The 21,063-nt window shown below is 62.2% G+C and carries 19 protein-coding genes and 1 pseudogene; 11 read left to right on the top strand and 9 right to left on the bottom strand.

Going from position 1 to position 21,063, the window contains the following annotated elements:
• Positions 1 to 141 precede the first annotated feature (141 nt).
• Entirely contained in the window at positions 142 to 1,059 is a 918-nt protein-coding gene (gene ppk2 / locus BLQ09_RS26855; protein WP_092359168.1) for a polyphosphate kinase 2, read from the bottom strand.
• Between the two features lie 188 nt (positions 1,060 to 1,247).
• Between ppk2 and pstS the strand changes: the two genes are divergently transcribed.
• The 6 genes from pstS (at position 1,248) to BLQ09_RS26825 (ending at position 6,427) form a co-directional block, all read left to right on the top strand.
• Positions 1,248 to 2,276: a phosphate ABC transporter substrate-binding protein PstS gene (gene pstS, locus BLQ09_RS26850; RefSeq protein ID WP_027603516.1), complete on the top strand. Its 1,029-nt coding sequence runs from the start codon at positions 1,248 to 1,250 to the stop codon at positions 2,274 to 2,276.
• A 74-nt stretch (positions 2,277 to 2,350) separates the two neighbouring features.
• Positions 2,351 to 3,316: a phosphate ABC transporter permease subunit PstC gene (gene pstC, locus BLQ09_RS26845; RefSeq protein WP_027603517.1), complete on the top strand. Its 966-nt coding sequence runs from the start codon at positions 2,351 to 2,353 to the stop codon at positions 3,314 to 3,316.
• Entirely contained in the window at positions 3,316 to 4,227 is a 912-nt protein-coding gene (gene pstA, locus BLQ09_RS26840) for a phosphate ABC transporter permease PstA (RefSeq protein ID WP_027603518.1), read from the top strand. Before pstC ends, pstA begins: the two co-directional genes overlap by 1 nt.
• 76 nt (positions 4,228 to 4,303) lie before the next feature.
• The gene (gene pstB / locus BLQ09_RS26835; protein ID WP_010210300.1) at positions 4,304 to 5,065 is read left to right on the top strand and encodes a phosphate ABC transporter ATP-binding protein PstB; all 762 of its coding nucleotides are present in this window, start codon (positions 4,304 to 4,306) and stop codon (positions 5,063 to 5,065) included.
• Positions 5,066 to 5,120: 55 nt separating this feature from the next.
• Complete coding sequence (locus BLQ09_RS26830) at positions 5,121 to 5,819, top strand: hypothetical protein (RefSeq protein ID WP_065947980.1); 699 nt, start codon at positions 5,121 to 5,123, stop codon at positions 5,817 to 5,819.
• Entirely contained in the window at positions 5,819 to 6,427 is a 609-nt protein-coding gene (locus tag BLQ09_RS26825; RefSeq protein WP_092359166.1) for a hypothetical protein, read from the top strand. Before BLQ09_RS26830 ends, BLQ09_RS26825 begins: the two co-directional genes overlap by 1 nt.
• A 72-nt stretch (positions 6,428 to 6,499) precedes the next feature.
• Here BLQ09_RS26825 and BLQ09_RS26820 read toward each other — a convergent pair whose 3' ends face one another.
• The gene (locus BLQ09_RS26820) at positions 6,500 to 6,751 is read right to left on the bottom strand and encodes a hypothetical protein (RefSeq protein ID WP_027603522.1); all 252 of its coding nucleotides are present in this window, start codon (positions 6,749 to 6,751) and stop codon (positions 6,500 to 6,502) included.
• Positions 6,752 to 6,920: 169 nt separating this feature from the next.
• On the opposite strand from BLQ09_RS26820, the pseudogene BLQ09_RS31170 reads away from it, so the two are divergent.
• Positions 6,921 to 7,079 (top strand): annotated as a pseudogene (locus BLQ09_RS31170) (C4-dicarboxylate transporter DctA); the annotation flags it as partial.
• A 41-nt stretch (positions 7,080 to 7,120) separates the two neighbouring features.
• On the opposite strand, the gene BLQ09_RS26815 reads toward BLQ09_RS31170, so the two are convergent.
• The 5 genes from BLQ09_RS26815 to BLQ09_RS26795 all read right to left on the bottom strand — a co-directional run bounded on the left by BLQ09_RS26815 (position 7,121) and on the right by BLQ09_RS26795 (position 12,139).
• On the bottom strand, positions 7,121 to 7,468 hold the full coding sequence (locus BLQ09_RS26815; protein ID WP_027603523.1) for a BrnA antitoxin family protein: 348 nt from the start codon (positions 7,466 to 7,468) through the stop codon (positions 7,121 to 7,123).
• A 3-nt stretch (positions 7,469 to 7,471) separates the two neighbouring features.
• Positions 7,472 to 7,753: a BrnT family toxin gene (locus BLQ09_RS26810; RefSeq protein WP_027603524.1), complete on the bottom strand. Its 282-nt coding sequence runs from the start codon at positions 7,751 to 7,753 to the stop codon at positions 7,472 to 7,474.
• 339 nt (positions 7,754 to 8,092) lie between these two features.
• Entirely contained in the window at positions 8,093 to 9,433 is a 1,341-nt protein-coding gene (locus tag BLQ09_RS26805) for a c-type cytochrome (RefSeq protein ID WP_092359164.1), read from the bottom strand.
• Positions 9,434 to 9,449: 16 nt separating this feature from the next.
• Positions 9,450 to 11,681 (bottom strand): xanthine dehydrogenase family protein molybdopterin-binding subunit, encoded by a 2,232-nt coding sequence (locus BLQ09_RS26800; protein WP_027603526.1) that lies wholly within the window; start codon positions 11,679 to 11,681, stop codon positions 9,450 to 9,452.
• A complete protein-coding gene (locus tag BLQ09_RS26795; RefSeq protein WP_027603527.1) occupies positions 11,681 to 12,139 on the bottom strand; it encodes a (2Fe-2S)-binding protein in 459 nt (152 codons plus the stop codon). Before BLQ09_RS26795 ends, BLQ09_RS26800 begins: the two co-directional genes overlap by 1 nt.
• 410 nt (positions 12,140 to 12,549) lie before the next feature.
• Between BLQ09_RS26795 and BLQ09_RS26790 the strand changes: the two genes are divergently transcribed.
• Positions 12,550 to 14,457 (top strand): methyl-accepting chemotaxis protein, encoded by a 1,908-nt coding sequence (locus tag BLQ09_RS26790; RefSeq protein WP_371914554.1) that lies wholly within the window; start codon positions 12,550 to 12,552, stop codon positions 14,455 to 14,457.
• A 152-nt stretch (positions 14,458 to 14,609) separates the two neighbouring features.
• Here BLQ09_RS26790 and BLQ09_RS26785 read toward each other — a convergent pair whose 3' ends face one another.
• On the bottom strand, positions 14,610 to 15,512 hold the full coding sequence (locus tag BLQ09_RS26785) for a LysR family transcriptional regulator (protein WP_027603529.1): 903 nt from the start codon (positions 15,510 to 15,512) through the stop codon (positions 14,610 to 14,612).
• Between the two features lie 106 nt (positions 15,513 to 15,618).
• Here BLQ09_RS26785 and BLQ09_RS26780 point away from each other — a divergent pair, with 106 nt between their 5' ends.
• The gene (locus tag BLQ09_RS26780; RefSeq protein WP_092359172.1) at positions 15,619 to 16,983 is read left to right on the top strand and encodes an MFS transporter; all 1,365 of its coding nucleotides are present in this window, start codon (positions 15,619 to 15,621) and stop codon (positions 16,981 to 16,983) included.
• Entirely contained in the window at positions 16,980 to 18,254 is a 1,275-nt protein-coding gene (locus BLQ09_RS26775) for a glucarate dehydratase family protein (RefSeq protein ID WP_092359160.1), read from the top strand. The genes BLQ09_RS26780 and BLQ09_RS26775 overlap by 4 nt, the downstream gene beginning before the upstream one ends.
• 54 nt (positions 18,255 to 18,308) lie before the next feature.
• On the opposite strand, the gene BLQ09_RS26770 is transcribed toward BLQ09_RS26775, so the two are convergent.
• On the bottom strand, positions 18,309 to 19,991 hold the full coding sequence (locus BLQ09_RS26770; protein WP_092359158.1) for an AMP-binding protein: 1,683 nt from the start codon (positions 19,989 to 19,991) through the stop codon (positions 18,309 to 18,311).
• A 263-nt stretch (positions 19,992 to 20,254) separates the two neighbouring features.
• On the opposite strand from BLQ09_RS26770, the gene BLQ09_RS26765 reads away from it, so the two are divergent.
• Positions 20,255 to 21,031 carry an ABC transporter substrate-binding protein gene (locus tag BLQ09_RS26765; protein WP_092359156.1) on the top strand — a complete coding sequence of 259 codons (777 nt, stop codon included), beginning with the start codon at positions 20,255 to 20,257 and terminating at the stop codon, positions 21,029 to 21,031.
• The last annotated feature ends 32 nt before the right edge of the window (positions 21,032 to 21,063 follow it).

Genomic DNA, 21,063 nt, shown 5'->3' with positions numbered 1-21,063 from the left:
CCAAAACACAGCCCCGGAACTGTCTGGCACACTGCAGCGTTCTTATTGGGGCTGCTACGCAGCCCAGCGCGGGGCAAGCCCGCTCACCACAGGTATGGTGTTCGCTCTTAACTACCCCTGGGGAATCTATTGCGTCCTGCGTTAATAGACCTGCGGCACGATGATGTCCACCGGCGTCGGATTGCGCGAGTAGTCCTCCTGCCTGACCCGCTGCGGCAGCTCGATCACCGGCAGTTCCACTTCCTCATAAGGCATCTGCCCGAGCAGGTGGTGGATGCAGTTGAGGCGGGCTTTCTTTTTGTCGTCGGCCTGCACCACCCACCATGGCGCTTCGGCGATGTGGGTGCGCTCGAGCATGACTTCCTTGGCCTTGGTGTACGCCTCCCAGCGCCGGCGCGACTCCAGGTCCATGGGGCTGAGTTTCCACTGTTTGAGCGGATCGTGAATGCGGCTGAGAAAGCGCAGGTGCTGTTCCTGGTCGGAAATGGAGAACCAGTATTTGATCAACTGGATGCCGGAGCGGGCGAGCATGCGTTCGAACTCCGGCACGGTGCGGAAGAACTCTTCGTACTGGTCTTCGTTGCAAAAGCCCATGACTTGTTCGACGCCGGCGCGGTTGTACCAGCTGCGGTCGAACAGCACGATTTCACCGGCGGCCGGCAGGTGCGAGACATACCGCTGGAAGTACCACTGCGTCTGTTCGCGGTCGTTGGGCGCGGGCAGGGCGGCGACGCGGCAGACCCGCGGGTTGAGGCGCTGGGTAATGCGCTTGATCACACCGCCTTTGCCGGCGGCATCGCGCCCCTCGAACAGGATCACCACCTTGGCGCCGGTCTTGACCACCCAGCTTTGCAGCTTCACCAGTTCACCTTGCAGGCGGAACAGTTCGCTGAAGTAAATCCTGCGCGCGGCCTTCTCGGGGCTTTCCTCGACGTGCTCGTCGAACAGTGCGTTGAGATCGTGCCCGTCTTCGGATAATTCCAGTTCCAGCTCTTCGTCACTGTGATCCAGCAGCTCTCGGTGGATGCGCTGGATCAAGGCGTCGTCTACTGCAGGCATGGGAGGCACTCGCGTCGTGGGGGAGATGGCAAAGTCTTAGTCGCATTTTGTTACCAACCAATTACATCGAAATACGTGGCTGTGGCGGAAAGACCGGACGAAATAGCGGTTTGCCACCCAATTTTCATAAAAGCGTAACAAAGCTGCTGCAAAGTTCCGGGAGCCCGTAATCACAAGGATTTCCCTGAATGAAACGTCTGATGAAGTCAGCTGCACTCGCCGTTGCGGTTTCTCTAAGTGCCACCTCGGTATTTGCTGCCGAGAACGTCCGTCTGACAGGTTCTGGCGCCAGTTTCCCAGCGCCGATCTACCTCACCTGGTTCAAGGATTTCAGCAAGAAGACCGAAGGCGTCACGGTTGACTACCAGTCCAAAGGCAGTGGCGCGGGTGTACAGGACTTCCTGAACAAAACCGTGGACTTCGCCGCCAGTGACTCGGCCATGAAGGACGAAGACATCGCCAAGGTCGCCGAAGGCGTGCAGTTGCTGCCGATGACCGCAGGCGAAATCGTCCTGGCGTTCAACCTGCCGGGCAATCCTAAAGAACTTAAGTTGCCACGGGATGTGTACTCCAACATCTTCCTGGGCAAGATCACCAAGTGGAACGATCCGCAGATCGTCGCCGCCAACCCTGGCCTGAAACTGCCGGACATGCCGATCACCGTGGTCGTGCGTGCAGACTCCAGCGGCACCACTGCCGTATTCACCAAGCACTTGGCGGCCATCAACCCGCAGTTCCAGAAGGACTTGGGTGAAGGCAACACCGTCAACTGGCCAGCCAGCGACAAATTCATCAAGTCGCCTAAGAACGATGGTGTGACCGCCACCGTACGCCAGACCCCAGGCGCGATTGGCTACATCGAATACGGTTTCGCCAAGCTGGCCAAGGTTGACTTTGCCCAGCTGCAGAACAAGGCCGGCAAGTACGTGGTACCTAACGCCGAAAGCGGTGCCGAAGCCCTGGCAGCGGTGAAAATGCCGGAAAGCCTGGTGGCCTGGCTGCCGGACCCGGACGGCGCCAAGTCCTACCCGATCACGTCCTACACCTGGATGATCTTCCGCAAGGACAACGGCAACCCGGCCAAGGCCAAGGCCATGCGTGAAATGGTCGAGTACAGCCTGACCGAAGGGCAGAAAATCGCCGATTCGATGGGCTATATCCCGCTGCCGAAGTCGGTGGTCGATCAGGTTCGTAAAGCGTCCGCCAACATCCAGTAACGCTTGTGAGGCCTCTCTCGGCGGGCGCTGTCAGCCCGGCCGGGAGGGTTACCCCCCTGTTCCGGAATCAGCCAATGAACACACCGTTTGTCGTACCGGGTAACCCGGATTCTGCCTGCCAGCCACCTTCTGCGAAGGATTTTCTGGTTGACCGCACCTTCCGTGCGCTTGCACGAATAGGCGTGGTTCTGGTGCTGGCGTTGGTGTTTGCCCTGGTGTTCGAAGTCGGGCGCAAGGCCCTTCCAGGCATGGAAAAGCACGGCTTTGACGTGCTGCTGGGCAGCGTCTGGGATGTCAACCAAGGCAAGTACGGCATTCTGCCGGCCATCTGGGGCACGCTCTACAGTGCCTTTATCGCGTTGCTGATCGCAGGTGTTTTCGGCGTCAGCATGGCGATTTTCCTCACCCAGGATTTTTTGCCGGCGAAGCTGGCGGCGGTGTTTCGTACCATCGTCGAACTGCTCGCGGCCATCCCCAGCGTCGTTTACGGCCTGTGGGGCATTTACGTGGTCATCCCGGCAATTCGGCCGTTGACCGCATGGTTGAACACTGAACTTGGCTGGATCCCCTTTTTCGGCACGTCCCTGAGCGGCCCTGGGTTGCTCCCGGCGGCGCTGGTACTGGCCATCATGATTCTGCCGACCATCGCCGCCGTGTCGCAGGATGCGCTCACCGCCGTGCCGATGAAAACCAAGCAAGCCGCCTACGGCATGGGGACCACCCACTGGGAAGCGATTCTCAAGGTGATGGTGCCGTCCGCCGCCACCGGCATCTTCGGTTCCCTGGTGCTGGGCCTGGGCCGCGCACTCGGTGAAACCATGGCCCTGGCCATGCTGGTGGGCAACGCCAACAACATCTCGCTGTCGTTGTTCGCCCCGGCCAACACCCTGGCGGCCTTGCTGGCGCTGAACTTCCCCGAAGCCGGGCCGAACGAGATCGAAGTATTGATGTACGCCGCACTGGTGCTGATGTTGATCACGCTGATCGTCAACATCTTCGGCTCCATGATCATGATGTACGCCCAACGGGGTAATAAGTGATGACTGACCTCACTGCTGCAACTGACCTGACGTCCCCCGCAGGCGCAATGCCCAGCCTCCAGCGCCGGTTCGAAGGCCGTGCCCTGCGCAGCCTGGTGTTGACCACCCTGGTCTGGGCGGGCGCGCTGCTGGCCAGCGTACCGCTGATTTCCGTGCTCTACATGCTCATCACCCGCGGCGGTGCGCGCCTGAGCCTTGAAGTGTTCACCGAGCTGCCGCCCACCGGTTTCGAGACCGGCGGCGGTTTCGGCAACGCGATGGCCGGTACCTTCGTGATGGTCGGCATTGCCGCTGCCATCGCCGTGCCGGTCGGCATCATGGCGGCAATCTTCCTCGCCGAACTGGGCCCGGACAGCAAGCTGGCGAACGCCGCGCGTTTTGCCGCGAAGATGCTCACCGGCCTGCCTTCCATCCTGGCCGGTGTATTCGCCTACGCCCTGGTGGTGATGACCACCGGCACCTACTCGGCCCCGGCCGGTGGCGTGGCACTGGCGGTGCTGATGCTGCCGATCGTGGTGCTGACGGCTGAAGAGTCGATGCGCATGGTGCCCAAGATCATGAAGGACGCCGCCTACGGCATGGGTTGCACCCGCTCCCAGGTGATCTGGAAAATCGTCCTGCCCACCGGCCTGCCGGCAATCCTCACCGGCGTGATGCTCGCCGTGGCCCGCGCCGCCGGCGAAACCGCGCCGCTGTTGTTTACCGCGCTGTTCAGCAACTACTGGATCTACCACGACGGCAGCCTGGCGGTGATGAACCCGACGGCCTCCCTGGCCGTGCTGATCTACAACTTCTCCGGCATGCCCTTCGACAACCAGCTTGAACTCGCATGGGCGGCGTCGCTGGTACTGGTAATGATCGTGCTGGTCGTGAATATCGTGAGCCGTATCTTCGGCAAGCCAAAGTATTGAAAACGGGAGCATCTGAATCTTGAACGTATCAACTGCGCAAATAGCCGCTCCGTTTGTCACCCAGGCGCCTGTGGTCATGGACTGCAAGCTGGACAAGATCTTCTACGGCAACTTCATGGCCGTGCGTGACAGCCATGTGCCGATCGAAAAGAACAAGATCACCGGCTTCATCGGCCCTTCCGGCTGCGGTAAAAGTACCGTGCTGCGTAGCCTCAACCGCATGAACGACCTGGTCAAGGGCTTCCGTTTCGAGGGCCATGTGCACTTCCTCGGCCAGGACGTCTACGGCAAGGGCGTGGACCCGGTGGTCGTGCGCCGCTACATCGGCATGGTATTCCAGCAGCCGAACCCGTTCTCGATGAGCATCTTCGACAACGTCGCCTTCGGCCTGCGCCTGAACCGCTACAAAGGCGACCTGGGCGACCGCGTCAAGCACGCCCTGCAAGGCGCCGCGCTGTGGGATGAGGTCAAGGACAAGCTCAAGGTCAGCGGCCTGTCGCTGTCCGGTGGCCAGCAGCAACGCCTGTGCATCGCCCGTGCCATCGCCACCGAGCCGGAAGTGCTGTTGCTCGATGAGCCGTGCTCGGCGCTTGACCCGATCGCCACCCGCCGGGTCGAGGAGCTGATGGTCGAGCTGAAGAAGGACTACACCATCGCCCTGGTGACCCACAACATGCAGCAGGCCATCCGCGTGGCCGACACCACGGCGTTTTTCTCGGTGGATATTTCCCAGGGCACGCGCACCGGCTACCTGGTGGAGATGGGCCCGACGGCGCAGATCTTCGAGAACCCGCGTGAACAAATGACCGGGGACTACATCAGCGGCAAGTTCAGCTGATGCCCCTGCGGGAGCTGGGATGCTCCCGTATTTTCAACTGCTTATGGGAATGCCGATGCCTGCAACACGACGCCTTGATTTGCCCGCGATTGAACGCGCACTGCGTGAGGTGCAACAGCGCTTTGCCGAGCTCAGCCGGGACTTTACCGAGCCGCGCGACCCGTTGACCGACGAAGTGCTGCACAACGTGCTTGAAGGCTACGCGCTGATTGACGACTATGTCGCGCGGGGCGTCGACCTGTTCGACCTGCAGCAGCTGGACCTGATGCTGGAGATCAACGCCACCGTGCTCTGTGGCAGCGACCCGGCACGGCGCCTGGAATACGCCCACCACCTGGCGGCGACCGAAGAACACTTCTTCAACAATGTCGAAGGTGGCATCAAGGACTTGTACAACTGGTACTGCGCGTATCGCAGTGAATCAGTCTGGAAGCGCGCCGCCGGGGTGTATGTACGCATCCTCAGCAAGCCGCAGCTGTTCATTGAAGGCAACAACCGCAGCGGTTCGCTGATCGTCAGCTATTTGCTGATGCGTGCAGGCCTGCCGCCGTTCGTGCTGACGCTGGAGAACGCCGAGGGCTACTTCAACCCTTCGTCGGTGATCCGCAACTCAGCCAAACATGGAGTCAAGGCGTTGTACGAATTGCCCAAGATCAAGAAAAAATACGCCGCCTTCCTGGAAGAACAGGCGCCGGATCCGCACAAGTTTTTTCTCAAGGACCCGCGCCAGCCCGTTTTTCAAGGAGGCCATTGATGAGCGGTTCTCCGGTATTTGCCAGGGCAGGGCGGGTCCTCCAGCGCATCCTGCCGATGCAGCAGCGCCCGCGTATCCGTATTTCCTTCGATATCGACGACACCCTGGCCTGCCAGCTGCACCACTGCGACGTCGAGCCGAGCCGGCTGCCGGCCTGCGTGCACCGTTGGCTGGGTGAGCCCTTGCGGATCGGCACGCGTTCCCTGACCCGTGAGCTACGTCGCCAGGGCTGCAGCATCTGGGTCTACACCTCGTCCGGTCGCACGCCGTCGTATATCCGCCGCTGGCTGATGCTCTACGGCATCCGCGTCGACGGCGTGGTCAACAGCGTGCTGCACAACCATGCCCTGACGGCACGCGGGCTGTCGAACGCACCCTCGAAATTCCCCCCGGCCTTCGACATCGACCTGCATGTGGATGACTCCGAAGGCGTGCGCAGTGAAGGCCATGACCACGGTTTTCGCGTGGTAGTGGTGGACCCTCAGGACGAAAACTGGGCGCAGCGGGTGTTGGAGGCCGTAGCGCAGGTCCAGGCTCAGTTGGCCTGGCAGCAGCCGCTCCGGTACAAAAAGACAACACGGCAGCGCGCGGAGGTTTTTTCTTCCTGAGGCGCTGTGAAAACCCAGAAAAGCCACTCGAACGAGTGGTTTTTTTGTCTTGCCGTAGCGCCCCGAGCGGCCTCAGTCGGAGCGCGCAGACTCCATGCCGCGCCGAATCCGCATCAGGTCCTGATACGCCTCGGTGCGCTTGGCATCCGCCACCTGTTTCGCCTCGGTAAAGCGCAGCCAGTCACCGGCATCGGCCAGGCTGCTGCCTATGATGGCGTAGGCCTGTGTTTCCAGGCGGTCGGCCTCGTAGAAGAGTTCGGTGTTTGTGGCCAGCTCTGCTTCCCAGCCGGTTTGTTTCGACGCTTCACGCCTATTCGCTGCCATGGCCTTCACCCCAAGGTCGTCATGTGCGAGCGAAGAGTGCAGGGGCCTGGTCGAGGCCGCCGGGTTCGTAGCTCGCGTAGGAGCGACACAAGCCGTTCTCGTGTCTGATAGGTCCTTCAATGTTGATGGATAAACGTGGGGGTTCGTTCAAATTAGTTCGGGGGCGGGCCGCACGCTCGGCTCGATCTATGTGATACCGGCAGCAGGTCTGGTGCTGGTACTGGGCGTCTACCGGTTTAGCTCCGAAGGCGGTGCACTGATCAATGTGATCGGCAACGGCGTGGCCACCCTGTTCATTGCCCGCTGGGATGGGGCGCTGGACCGTTAGCCACTCAAGTGGGAGTTGGGGTAGGTCGCAGAAAGCCTTGGTCAATCGGCCGGTTTGGCTGTGCCCAGCACGCGATTCAACTCGCCAGCGACAGCGATGAGTTGTTGTTCCAGTGCTTCAACTTCAGAGAGGCTAATGCCATTGTTGATAACTTGCAGGGTTTTAGCCCGCTTCTTTGGGGCGGGCGCCAGATTGTGTGCTTGTTGCGAAATCAACGCCTGACGCAACAGATTGTTGATCACGGTTTGATAGCCCGTACCGGCGCTTTCTGCGCGTTCACGGGCGGCATCGATAACCGCATCGTCAAGCATGATGGTGATGCGGGTCTTGCCCTTGTTGCTGGCGACAGCACCGCGTTTGCTGTGGGTGAAATCGTATTCGTCTTTCATTGTTCAAGCCTCCAGATAACGGCGCCGTTCATTTTTTGATGCGAGCCTGGCGCTGATAACGCGTACGAAATTCGGATCGCGGTAAGTGTATGTCACTACCAAAATTCGTCCCCTCGCGTCAGTGCCCATGGTCACCCAGCGCTCTTCATCGTGATCGTGGTCTTGTATCGTCAGGGCGATCTCATCGTTGAACACCGGCTCTGCCTCCGCCAGGCTTATGCCCTTGTGCTTCTGCTGATTGGCGATGTTTTTTGCCTCATCGTATTGAATCCTGAACGTCTTCATTATGCATACTTTATATGTATGAAAAAGCGGTTGAAGGAACCGTCAGTCAGGAAGATGGCCCGCCATAAATAGCGGTAGTGTGAATTTGCCATGTTCCGCTCGGTCAGTTGGGTCTCGATCTTGCTGAGGTTGCCAACATATTTCCGTGCGTAATGGTTAATCCGTTACGTAGAAGGATTCTGTTTTGATTGTCGGAAGAGGCGAGCTTGAACAGGTGAGTAATCGGACAGATCAACGTTCGCGGGGCCGGATCAATACTAAGTTTGTTCACATCAACCCTTATTCCCCGGCATGCTCATTTCACTGACCACGCCGGGGAAAAGATCAGGACAGCGACTTTTAACGCATATGCAAAATAATCGGACTGCTGCTGGCCGGGTCGGTATGCCCGCGCAGCTTGCCGACTGCCTTGGCGTCGATCGCCTCCCCGTGGTTGCCCCAGGTGCTGCGCACGTAGGTCAGTACCTGGGCGATTTCCGCATCGGACAGTTGCTCACGAAACGCCGGCATGCGGTAGGCGTCCGGTACGCCGGCGGCCACTACCCGCTGTGAGCCGTTGAGGGTGATGTTGATCGCCGAGGCGCTTTCCCTGGCCAATGCCGAGGTGGCGCCGGCCAGGGGGGGCATCCATTCGGGCTGGCCCTTGCCGTCAAGGCCATGGCAGGAGGCGCAGCGGGTCGCGTAGGTGTGGGCACCGGGGACGTCCTGGCGTGTATCGGCGGCTACGTACTGCCAGGGCGTGCCGTCACGCTGTGGGTCGCCGGGCAGTGACTTGAGGTAACGGGCGATGGCGGCCAGGTCGGCGTCTTCCATGAACTGCGTGGAGTTGTTGAAGGCTTCGGTCATCGAGCCGTAGACCACCGCATGGGCGTTGCGCCCGGTCTTGAGGAATTGCACGATCTGCGCCTCGCTCCAGCGCCCCAGGCCGGTGTTCGGGTCCTGGCGCAGGCTCGGTGCGTACCAGCCGTCGAGCAGGGCGCCGGCGAGGAACGGCTTGCCGGACTCGTCCAGGGCTTTTTCGTTGAAGGCCAGGCCGCGCGGCGTGTGGCAGCTGCCGCAGTGGCCAGGGCCCTGGACGATGTAGGCGCCACGGTTCCATCGCGCGTCCTGGTTGGGTTTGGCCGCGTAAGTGGCGGTCGGCGCGAAGAGGCCGTTCCACAGGGCAATGGGCCAGCGCAGATTGAGCGGCCAGGGAATATCGCTGGGGATGTTGGGCTCGCTGGCCGGCTGTACGCCTTGCATGAAGAACGCATACATCGCGCGGATATCGTCGTCGCTGAGCTTGGCGTAAGACGGGTAGGGCATCGCCGGGTAGAGCCGCCGCCCGCCCGGTGCTACGCCGTGGCGCACTGCACGGTCGAAGTCGGCGAGGCTGTAGGTGCCGATGCCGTGGGTGCGGTCCGGGGTGATGTTGGTGGCGTGAATGGCGCCCAGCGGCGTGGCCATTTCCAGGCCCCCGGCGAAGGGCGCCTTGCCCGGCAGGCTGTGGCAGGCGACGCAGTCACTGAGGCGGGCGACATATTCGCCGCGACTGACCTGTGCGGGGTCGACGCTGGCGGCCTGTTCCTGCGCGAACGGGGTGGCGGGCTGGCGGGTGACATACCAGGCCAGCAGGCCGGCGGCGACCAGGCAGGGCAGCACCAGCCAGCCTGCGGTTCTTGCGAATCGACGGTTGTTCATGGGCGGTCTCGCTCGGTTAGCTGAAGGTGTGTCGGCTTAATGGCAGGCTGCGAACACGCTGGCCGGTCAACTGCGCTACCGCATTGACCACGGCTGGCGCCACAGCGGGGAGCGGAGGCTCACCGATGCCGCCCATCTTCTCGCCACTCTCGACAATCTTCACGTGTACCTGCGCCATCCGTGAGGGCGGCAGGATCGGGTAAAGGTCGTAATTGCGTGCCCGTGGCTTACCGTCCACGTACACCGCTTCCTCCAGCAATGTCTGCGATAAGCCCAAGGCCACCGCGCCATTGACCTGGGCTTGCACAATCGCCGGGTTGACGATGCTGCCGGGGTCGATGGCTTCCCAGATGTGGTGCACCTTGACCTGGCCGTTTTCAAGCGACACTTCGGCGATCACCGCCGCGTGGGAGCCGAACGGCGAGGCCATGGCCACGCCGCGTGCGCGCCGGGTGCCGTCTTCGGCGGTGTAGGGGCCACGCTTCCAGCCACCGGACAACTCGCCCACGGCCTTGAGCAGGGTGGTCAGCCGTGGGTTGTCGCGCAGCAGGTGCAGGCGCAGCTCATAGGGATCGCGGCCGCCTTTGTCCGCCAGCTCATCAAGGAACGCTTCGTAGAAGAAGTCATTCAGCGAATTGCCCACCGAACGCCAGTAGCCGAGCATGGCCGGGCCCTTGACGTAGATCTGCGCGATGCGTTTGTTGGGGATGGCGTAGCTCTTGCCCGACAACCCTTCAAGGGCGGTGGGGTCGAGTTTTTCGCCCTGCTTGCCGGCGATGGCCTCGGTAGGGCCTTCCGTGGCGCTCACCGCTTCGATCGCCACCGGCAGGCCGTCGGCGTCCAGCGCGGCGCGGAACTTGACCACCGCCACCGGGCGCAACACGTCGCGCAGGAACTCTTCCTCACGGCTCCAGATCAGCTTGACCGGACGGCCCACCGCCTTGGCCAATGCAATCGCCTGGGGGTAGGGGCTGGCCGAGTCATACAGGAAGTGCCGGCCGAAAAAACCGCCCAGCAGCGGCGAGTGCAGGGTCACCTGCGCGGGGTCGAGCCCGGCGCGCTTGGCGATGTCGGCGCGGAAAAGATCGGGTGCCTGGTTGGGCAGCCAGATCTCCAACGAACCGTCGGGGTTGAAGCGCGCCAGGGCTGACGGTGGCTCCAGTTGCCCATGGTTGAGGTATTGGTTGTGGTAGGTGGCCTCGACCTGGGTCTTGGCGTTTTTCAACGCGCCGGCCACATCGCCTTCGTTCTCGTCGTCACGGGCCGGGCCTTGCTGGGCCGCGAGGAAATCGCGAAAGCCGTCGCTGGAAAAATCAGCGGGCATGCCGCGCACTTTTGAGTCGGCCGTCGGTTCCTGCCAGTCGACCTGGATCGCCTCCACCGCACGCTTGGCGTGCCACCAGCGTTCGGCCACCACGGCCACCGCGCCGGGCAGCACGTGCACGGAGTGCACGCCTTTCATGGCTTCGACCTGGGATTGATTGCGCAGGCTGCCCACGGTCATGCCCAGGCGCGGCGCGTGCTGCACGGCGGCGTGGAGCATGCCGTCGACCTTGATGTCGATGCTGTACTGCGCCTTGCCGGTGGATTTGTCATAGGCATCCAGGCGCTTGACCGGTTTGCCGATCCAGCGGAACTGGCTCGGGTCGCGCAGGGTGATGCCGGCCGGGTCGGGCACCGGCATGTCCAGGGCGCGGCCGGCCAACTCGCCGTAGCCCAGGGAACGGCCGGAGGCGGCGTGCACCACGCGGCCGGGTTGGGTGGTCAGTTGGGCCACCGGCACACCAAGCTGCTCGGCGCCGGCCTGCAACAGCATGGCGCGGGCGAGGGCGCCCAGGCGGCGCATGACCGGGTAGCTCATGCGCACCGACATGCTGCCGCCGGTGATGCGCATGCCGTTCTCCATCACCACATAGGCCTCACCGGGTGGCGCGGCTTCGACGATAAAGGTGGCGGGGTCGGCATCCAGCTCTTCGCCGACGATCTGCGCCATGGCGGTGTGGGTACCTTGGCCGCCTTCCATAAAGGGGCTGAGCAGGCGCACCGTACCGTCCGGGCGAATCTCCAGGAACGCCGGTACCTGGGTGCCGCGTTCTGCGGCGGCAGCGGCCTGCACCCGGGCCGAACCCAGTGGCAGGCCAAAACCGATGACCAGTGCACCCACCGCCGTGCTGGCGAGGAAGCGTCGACGCGACAGGTTGATCGGCTCGCCCAGGGTGAGGCCGGGGATGACGGATGGCGTGTTCATCAGGCGCTCTCCTTCCCGGCGGCCAGGTCATGCATGGCGGCATGGATGGCGTTGTAGGTGCCGCAGCGGCACAGGTTGACCATGGCCGCGTCGATTTGCGCAGTGGTCGGCGCGGGGCTGTGCTTGAGCAGCGCGGTGGCTGCCACCACCTGCCCGGACTGGCAGTAACCGCATTGCGCCACCTGATGCTCGACCCAGGCACTGACCACCCGCTTGCCCACTTCATCAGCTTCGATGGCCTCGATGGTGGTGATCTCACGCCCGACCACCCCGGCCACCGGCGTGACGCACGAACGCACGACATTGCCGTCCACCAGCACCGAGCAGGCGCCGCATTGGGCCAGGCCACAGCCGTACTTGGTGCCGGTCAGCCCGAGGTCATCGCGGATCACCCACAGCAGCGGCGTGTCGGCGTCGGCGTCGACCTGATAGGTCTTTTGATTGATGCGTAATTCCATGGCTGGCTCACCTACTGATCATCGGTCGGGATAGCGTGTTTCTTATAAGAAAGGCGATGGGCGCCCATTGTCGAACTCTAGATCAGGGCACAAGGGCCATCTATGAAAAAACCGAACATTCGGAGGATCAGGCAAGTATTCGAGAGGATTGAGTCAGTCAGGCAGGTGCTCGATCAACACAGGGGCCGGCAGCCGATTGGTTTGTGAGGGTTTATTGATCTGGGTCAGTACAACCCCCTATTGGCTTCAGATGGCCGTCCGAGAGCGGTAGCGCCGTTTTCATGGGTGATATTATGGCGCCACTATCTTGGCGTGACAGGCGCCAGTCTGATCCATGGACATGAGGCTTTAGGGAAATGCTTAAGAACGCTCCGCTGCGTCTGAAACTGTTGTTGATTCTGCTGCTGCCCATGCTCGGGTTCCTGACCATGGCCGGCGTGTTTGTGGTGGACAATTACAAAACGCTGCGCGACATGAACACCACGGTGATGGCCAGCGCCACCGCCCAGAAGTTGAGCCAGTTGATTACCACCTTGCAGCGTGAGCGTGGTGCCAGTGGCGTGTTCCTCGGCAGTGGCGGCAAGTCCATGGGCGAGCGGATGGTGCAGATGCGCAGGGATTCCAGCGCGGCCGTCGAGGTGGTGCGCGGTTTGTCCACCTCCGGCGGTGCGAACCTGGACAACGTCCTGCGGGCCCTGGACCAGTTGCCGGCGATGCGTGGGCAGGTCGACAAGCTGAGTATCAACAGCACCGAATCCGGCGCGCGGTATACCGAGATCATTCAAGTGCTGACCGGTTACACCCATTCCCTGGAAGCGAGCGTCAACAACGCGACCATCGTCTACGCCCTGGGGGCCCTGAATCAATTTATCGAAATGAAAGAGCGGGCCGGGCGCGAGCGCGTGGTGCTGGGCCTGGTCTTCAGCCAGGGGCATTTCGATGAGGCGCTGTTGTCGCGCTTCAGCCGTAACCTGGGCGAGTTCGGCGCCTATTACGATGCGTTCCGGCGCAAGGCGCCCGCGGCGTCGCTGGCGCAGTTCGATACGCAAATGCAGCAACCGGCCGCCGTCGAAGTCGCCAAGTTGCAGCGCCTGGCGTTTGAGGTGCCGATGGGGCAGGCGCTGGGGATCAAACCCGAAGCCTGGTTTGAAACCTCTACCCAACGCATTGACTTGATGAGCCAAGTGGAGGAAGCCCTGGGCCAAAGTGTCAGCAGCCTGGCGATGCACGAGCGGGATGACGCCCGCCGCGCCCTGTGGCTGACCGTTGGCGCGGTGATCGTGTCCCTGCTGGCGGTGGCGGTGTTGTCCTGGCTGATCATCCGCATGATCGATTCGGCGGTGCGCGACCTCAACCGCGTGCTCAATGACCTGGCACAGCGCGATCTCAGCGCGCGGGCGACTTATGAAAGCAAGGATGAATTCGGTCAGATCTCGCGCAACCTCAACCGCATGGCGCAAGAGATCAGTGGCGTGGTGCAGGAAATCGGCAACGCCACCGCGCAGGTTGCAACGGCGGCGGAGGAGTCTTCCACGGTGACGATGCAGACCAGCCAGAGCGTCGAGCAACAGCGTCAAAGCACCGAACTGGTGGCCACGGCGATCAACCAGATGAGCGCCACCGTGCGCGAGGTGGCGCACAGCACCAACGATGCGGCGCAGCTGTCGCAGCGGGTCAATACCAGCACCACCCAAGGACGCACCGAGATCGAAGGCACCATCACCCTGATCCGCCAGCTCTCGGGGCAGGCCGAGGACACCGCGCTGATCATTGGCGAACTCAAGCAGGAAAGCGATGGGATTTCCTCCGTGCTCGACGTCATTCGCGGCATTGCCGAGCAAACCAACCTGCTGGCCTTGAACGCGGCCATCGAAGCGGCGCGGGCGGGGGATCATGGGCGCGGATTTGCCGTGGTGGCGTCCGAGGTGCGGGTACTTGCGCAGAAGACCCAGGAGTCCACCGGGAACATTCAGCAGATGATCAGCAACCTGCAAAGTGGTTCGGATCGGGCGAGCTCGTCCATGCAGGAGACTCTGGGCAAGGCCCAGGACGGCGCGCGCAAGGTCGAACGTGCAGGTGAATTGTTGTTGGAGATCGCCGAAGGCGTGGCCAGTATCAGTGATCGCAACCTGCAGATTGCTTCGGCGGCCGAAGAGCAGAGTGCGGTTTCAGAAGACATCAACCGTAACGTCAACGAGATCAACGACCTGGTCATCCAGGTCAGTGCCGGCGCCGAGCAAACCGCAATCACCAGCCAGGAACTGGCGCGCCTGGCCGAGCACCAGCAGCGGCTGGTCAATCGGTTCAAGGTGGCGTGAGGCGAGGGCGGCCTGCTCCGATGGCGGTGGGTCAGTCGACCTCTACAGTGACTGACACTCCGCTATCGGGAGCAAGCCCCCTGCCACAGTTGTTTGGTGGCGATGGGTGGATGGCAGCAAGGCCTTGATGTCGTCCAAGCCTGCTCCTGCAGTCAGTCCGCCCAGCCGTCACGCACCGCACTGCGAATCCCCTCCAGCAACATCGCGAACGCCGGGTTGTCATTGTTCTCGCGCCAGATCAGGTGCAGTTCACTTTGCGCGCCTTCGCCCAGGTCGATATCGCGAAACACCACGTTCTTGAACACCACGCTGCTGGCGCAACGCGGTACCAGCGCCAAGCCCATGCCGGCGTTGACCAGGGCCAGGATGGTCAGGGACGAGCCCAGCCACTGTACATATTCGGGGGCGACCCGGGCCGAGCGCAGCAGGCCGGTGAGCAGTTCGTTGAACGGCGGGTAGGCCGCATGGGCATACATCAGGAACGGCTGGGCGTCGAGGTCGTGGACGCTGACGCTGTCGGCACTGGCCAGTCGATGGCTGCTCGGCACCGCCAGCACGAAGGGCTCGCGCACCAGGCATTCGGTGGCATAACCGGGTTCCAGCAGGGGCGCGCGGACGATGCCCAGGTCGATGCGCCGCGCACGCAGGGCTTCGTATTGCTGGTAGGTGTTCATCTCCGAGAGGTCGATCCTGACCTGGGGCTGCTTGAGCCGTGCCTCGGCAATGACCCTGGGCAAAAACTCATACACCGCGCTGCCGACGAAGCTGATATTCACCGTGCCGATATCGCCCTCGGCAAACCGCCGGGCGGTCACGGCTGCCTGCTGGGCGCGCTCCAGCAGGTTCTGGGCCTCGATGAAAAATGCGCGCCCGGCGGCGGTGAGGGCGACGCTGCGGGTGGTGCGGGTAAACAGCTCTACGCCCAGATGATGTTCGAGCAATTGGATCTGCCGGCTGAGGGGCGGCTGGGTCATGTTCAGGCGTTCGGCGGCGCGGCGAAAATTCAGCTCGGTGGCCACGGTGGTGAAGCAGCGCAGTTGTGTCAGTTCGAACATTGATCTAATCCAGGTATCAATCGAATACAAAGTTAGATTAGACGGGAACAATCCCCGGCGTCCATCATCGGTGCGTCCCTAAAAAAACAATGAGTGGGAGTTGCCCTTGGATACCGTCCAGAATCCGCCCGACCCGAGCGTGCTCGCCCGCGCAGCCGCCAAGGTCAAGCGCCATGTGCTGCCGTTGTTCGTGGTGATGTTCATCGTCAATTACATCGACCGGGTCAATATCGGCTTTGTGCGCAGCCATATGGAGACCGACCTGGGCATTGGCGCCGCCGCCTATGGCCTGGGTGCCGGGTTGTTTTTCATCGGTTACGCGATCTTCGAAGTGCCGTCCAACCTGCTGCTGCAGCGCTACGGCGCACGGGCCTGGTTGACGCGCATCATGTTCACCTGGGGCGCGGCCGCGATGGCCATGGCCTTTGTCAAAGGCGAAACCAGTTTCTATATCCTGCGCTTCGTGCTCGGCGCGGCCGAAGCCGGTTTTTTCCCCGGCATCATCTACTACTTCACCCAATGGCTGCCGGCCGCCGAGCGCGGCAAGGCGATGGCGATTTTCCTCAGCGGTTCGGCCATCGCCTCGGTGATTTCCGGGCCGGTGTCGGGGGCGTTGCTCAACGTCAGCGGCTTGAGCCTGCATGGCTGGCAGTGGATGTTCCTGATCGAGGGCTTTGCCTCCATCCTGTTGTGCGGGTTTGTGTGGTTCTGGTTGCAGTCTCATCCCCATCAGGCCAAGTGGCTCAGCGCCGAAGAAAAGCAAGCACTGGTGACGGCCATCGCGCTTGAGCAAACGGCCCGCGAAGCCAACCGGAGCGTGCGGCCGTCGATGTTCAAGCTGCTGGCCGACAAACAGATCGCGCTGTTCTGCTTTATCTACTTTTCCATCGCCCTGACCATCTACGGCGCCACGTTCTGGCTGCCGAGCATGATCAAGAAAATGGGCAACCTGGGCGACTTCCAGGTGGGGTTGTTCAACTCGATCCCGTGGTTGATTTCCATCGTCGCCATGTATGGGTTCGCTGCCCTGGCGAGCAAGTGGAAACACCAGCAGGCGTGGGTGGCGCTGATGCTGGTGATCGCCGCCGTCGGCATGTTCATGTCCACCACCGGCGGGCCGGTGTTTGCGTTTGTGGCCATCTGTTTTGCCGCGATTGGCTTCAAGGCCGCCTCGGCGCTGTTCTGGCCGATCCCCCAGGGTTACCTGGATGCGCGCATCGCCGCGGCGGTGATCGCCTTGATCAATTCGGTCGGCAACCTCGGCGGTTTTGTTGCACCCACCACCTTCGGCCTGCTGGAGCAGACCACCGGTTCGATTGAAGGCGGACTGTATGGCCTGGCCGCGACCTCGCTGGTGGCCGCGGTGGTGGTGTTCTTTGCGCGCACCGCACCACGGCCCGGTGTGCCGCCCACCTCCAAACCGACTCATCATCACGCCTTGCGTCCAGGCCCACAGGGAGCCGCCTCTTGAAAATCGTCCGCGTCACCGTCACCCCCATCGCGTTTCGCGACCCGCCGCTGCTCAACGCCAGCGGTATCCACGAAGCCTTCGCGCTGCGCTCGATCATCGAAATCGAGAGCGACACCGGCTACATCGGCCTTGGCGAGAGCTACGGCGATGCCCCGGCGCTGGCGATCCAGCAACAGGTCAAGGACCAACTGATCGGCCTCGATCCGTTCAACCTCAACCAACTGCGCGTCATCGTGCAGGCCACCGTGGCGGCGCACAAACCCGCGAGCATTGCCGGCGCCGAACTGGCCCCCGGTTCCCATGCGAGCAAGGCAGTGAGCAATGCCTATTCGGCGTTTGAGGTGGCGTTTCTCGACCTGCAGGCGCACTCATTGAATGTGCCGCTGGTGGACCTGCTGGGCGGCGCGATCCGCGACCGGATCCCGTTCAGCGCCTACCTGTTCTTCAAGTATGCCGAGCACATCGACTCGCCCTATAAACCCGACAGTTGGGGCGAAGCCCTCAACGAAGTACAGATCGTCGCCCAGGCGCGGCGGATGATCGACACCTATGGCTTCAAAAGCATCAAGCTCAAGGCCGGTGCGCTGGACCCTGAGCATGAAGTGGCGTGCATCAAGGCCTTGAAAAAGGCCTTCCCCGGTGTGCCGCTGCGCATCGATCCGAATGGCAATTGGTCCCTGGAAACCTCGATCCGCATGGCCGAACTGCTCGGCGATGACCTGCAGTATTACGAAGACCCGACCCCCGGCCTGGAAGGCATGGCCGAGTTGCACAAACGCACCGGCTTGCCCCTGGCGACCAACATGGTGGTCACCGATTTCGATGAGTTCCGCCGCAGCGTGGCCCTGGACAGCGTGCAGATCGTGCTCGCCGACCATCATTACTGGGGCGGCCTGCGCGACACCCAGGTATTGGCGAAGATGTGCCAGACCTTTGGCCTGGGCGTGTCGATGCACTCCAACTCACACCTGGGCATCAGCCTGATGGCCATGGCCCACGTGGCCGCGTCGGTGCCCAACCTCGACTACGCCTGTGACACCCACTACCCCTGGCAAGAACCGGACGAAGAAGTGATCAAGGGCGGCAAACTGCCGATTGTCGACGGCTGCGTGAAGATCACCCGCGCACCGGGGCTGGGCCTGGAACTGGACCCTGACCAACTGGGCAAGCTGCATGACCAATACCTCAGCTGCGGCATTCGCCAGCGCGACGACGTGAAGCAGATGCAGCGCTATCAACCGGATTGGAAGACCGTCAAACCGCGTTTCTGAAGCTGGTCGCTTCGTTTTGCCCGGTGGAGCCTTTAGCGGCCGCCGGGCTTTTTTTCAGCTGAAATCTTCCTCGAAGTGTTCCTGTTCACCCCGTGTATCACTCTGGCGTCGCACCACCTCCATCTGTCGCAACTCCACCCGGCGGATTTTGCCGGAAATGGTCTTGGGCAATTCGCTGACAAACTCGATCCGCCGCACCCGCTTGTAGGGCGCCAGATGCTCGCGGGCGAACTCAAGGATGTGGCGTGCCAGCTCGGCACTGCCCGGGGCGTCATGGGCCAGGATCAGGAACGCCTTGGGCACCGCCAGGCGCAACGGATCGGGGCTGGGCACCACGGCCACTTCCATCACCGCCGGGTGTTCGATCAGCGCGCTTTCCAGCTCGAAGGGGCTGATGCGGTAGTCGGAGGCCTTGAACACGTCGTCGGCGCGCCCCACGAAGGTGATGTAGCCGTCGGCGTCGATCTGCGCGGTGTCGCCGGTGCGGTAGTAACCGTCGCGCATCACCTCGGCGGTTTTCTCCGGGCTGTCTTCGTAGCCGAGCATCAGGCCCAGTGGGCGTATATCCAGGGGCAGGGCGACTTCACCCTCGGTGCCCGGCACGCCGTCGGCGTCCAGCAGGGCCACCTGGTAGCCCGGCAACGGGCGGCCCATGGAGCCTGGCTTGAGCAACTGGCCCGGGGTGTTGCCGACCAGGGCGGTGGTTTCCGATTGGCCGAAGCCGTCGCGCAGCGGCAGGCCCCAGGCCTGTTGGATCTGCTCGATGATCTCCGGGTTCAGCGGTTCACCGGCGCCCACCAGTTCGCGCAGGTTCAGGCGTGTTTTGTAGCTGGCCAGGTCTTCCTGGATCAGCATGCGCCACACCGTGGGCGGGGCGCACAGGCTGGTTACCCGGTACTGCTCCAGCGCGCCGAGCAATGCCTGGGCACTGAACCGCGCGACGTTATGGATAAAAATGCAGGCGCCGGCATTCCACGGTGCGAACAGGCAGCTCCAGGCATGCTTGGCCCAGCCTGGCGAGGAGATGTTCAGGTGCAGGTCGCCGGGTTGCAGGCCGATCCAGTACATGGTCGACAGATGGCCGACTGGGTAGCTTTGGTGGCTGTGCAGCACCATCTTCGGTTTTGAAGTGGTACCGGAGGTGAAATACAGCAGCATCGGGTCCGTGGCCAAGGTACGGCCCTCGACCTCGAACCGCTCGGGGTATTCGAAGGCGGCGCTGTGCGCGACCCAGCCAGTCGGCGCCGCTCCCACGCAGACGCGGCTGCAACCTTCGCCCAGGCCCTCGAACTTGCCGACATGCGCCGCACCGACCACCAGGTGGCGGACCTGGCCCCGCTCGATGCGGTCGTGCAGGTCGACGGGGTTGAGCAGGGCGGTGGCGGGGATCACCACGGCGCCGAGCTTGAAGGCCGCCAGCATGGTTTCCCACAGCGCCACATCGTTGCCGAGCATCAGCAGCACGCGCTCGCCACGCTTCACGCCGAGGGCGCGCAGGTGGTTGGCCACCTGGTTGGAACGCGCGGCCAGTTGCTGGAAGCTGTAGCGCTGCTCGCTGCCGTCCTCTTCGACGATCCACAGCGCGTCGGCGGCATTGCCCTCGGCGATGGCATCGAAGTAGTCCAGGGCCCAATTGAATTCGCTCAGCTGTGGCCAACGAAAATCCCGGGCGGCGGTGGCGTAGTCGGTGCGGTGCGCGAGCAGGAAATCCCGGGCAGCCAGGAAGGACTGGGTCATGGTCGGTGTCCTTAATTATTGTTGTGGGGACTGGCCCTTCGGGTGCACCGAGAGGCTGGACCGAGTATAGGCACGCATAAATAAGAGCAAAACGCTCAAAAACACCGGAGCGTTGTGCAAAAAAGTCATGGGCGATAAGGGCTGGCGAGGAGTGATTGACGGGTGATACGTAAAAGTCCAGTATGGAATTATAAGTACAAAATACCCGCTCCAGCTTTTTCTTCACGCTTGCCAAAACCAATAACAACTCGCGAGACACGACCATGAAGAAACTCTCCCTCATCACCGCCATGGCCTTGGGCCTGATCGCCTCCAGCCAGCTGCTGGCCGCCGAGAAAACCCTGCGTATCGGCATCGAAGCGGCTTACCCGCCGTTTGCGTCCAAGACCGAAGAGGGCAAGATCGTCGGCTTCGACTACGACATCGGCAATGCGCTGTGCGCGCAGATGAAGGTCAAGTGTGTGTGGGTCGAAGGTGAATTCGACGGCCTGATTCCTTCCCTCAAGGTGAAGAAAATCGACATGGCGTTGTCGTCCATGACCATCAATGACGATCGCAAGAAGTCGGTGGATTTCTCCCACAAGTACTACTTCACCTCGTCGCGCCTGGTGATGAAGGACGGTGCCGTGGTGGACGACCAGTACGCCAGCCTCAAGGGCAAGACCGTGGGTGTGCAGCGCGCCACCACCACCGACCGTTACGCCACCGAGGTGTTCGAACCCAAGGGCATCAACGTCAAGCGCTACAGCAATAACGAAGAGATCTACATGGACCTGGCGGCAGGCCGGCTGGATGCGATCTTTGCCGACACCATTCCCTTGAATGACTTTTTGCAGATGCCTCGGGGCAAGGGCTACGGGTTTGTCGGCCCGGAACTCAAGGACCCGAAATACGTGGGCGAGGGCGCCGGGATCGCGGTGCGCAAGGGCAATACCGCACTGGTCAGCGAACTGAACAGCGCCATCGACGGCATTCGCGCCAGTGGGGAATACCAGAAGATTTCACAGCAGTACTTCAAGGCCGATATCTACGGCGATTGAGCGTCCTGCGCGGGCAAAATGTGGTGGGAGAG

Origin of the sequence: Pseudomonas sp. NFACC25 (assembly GCF_900100935.1) — a bacterium.
Lineage (GTDB): Bacteria > Pseudomonadota > Gammaproteobacteria > Pseudomonadales > Pseudomonadaceae > Aquipseudomonas > Aquipseudomonas marginalis.
This window is presented reverse-complemented; position numbering and strand designations above follow the sequence as displayed.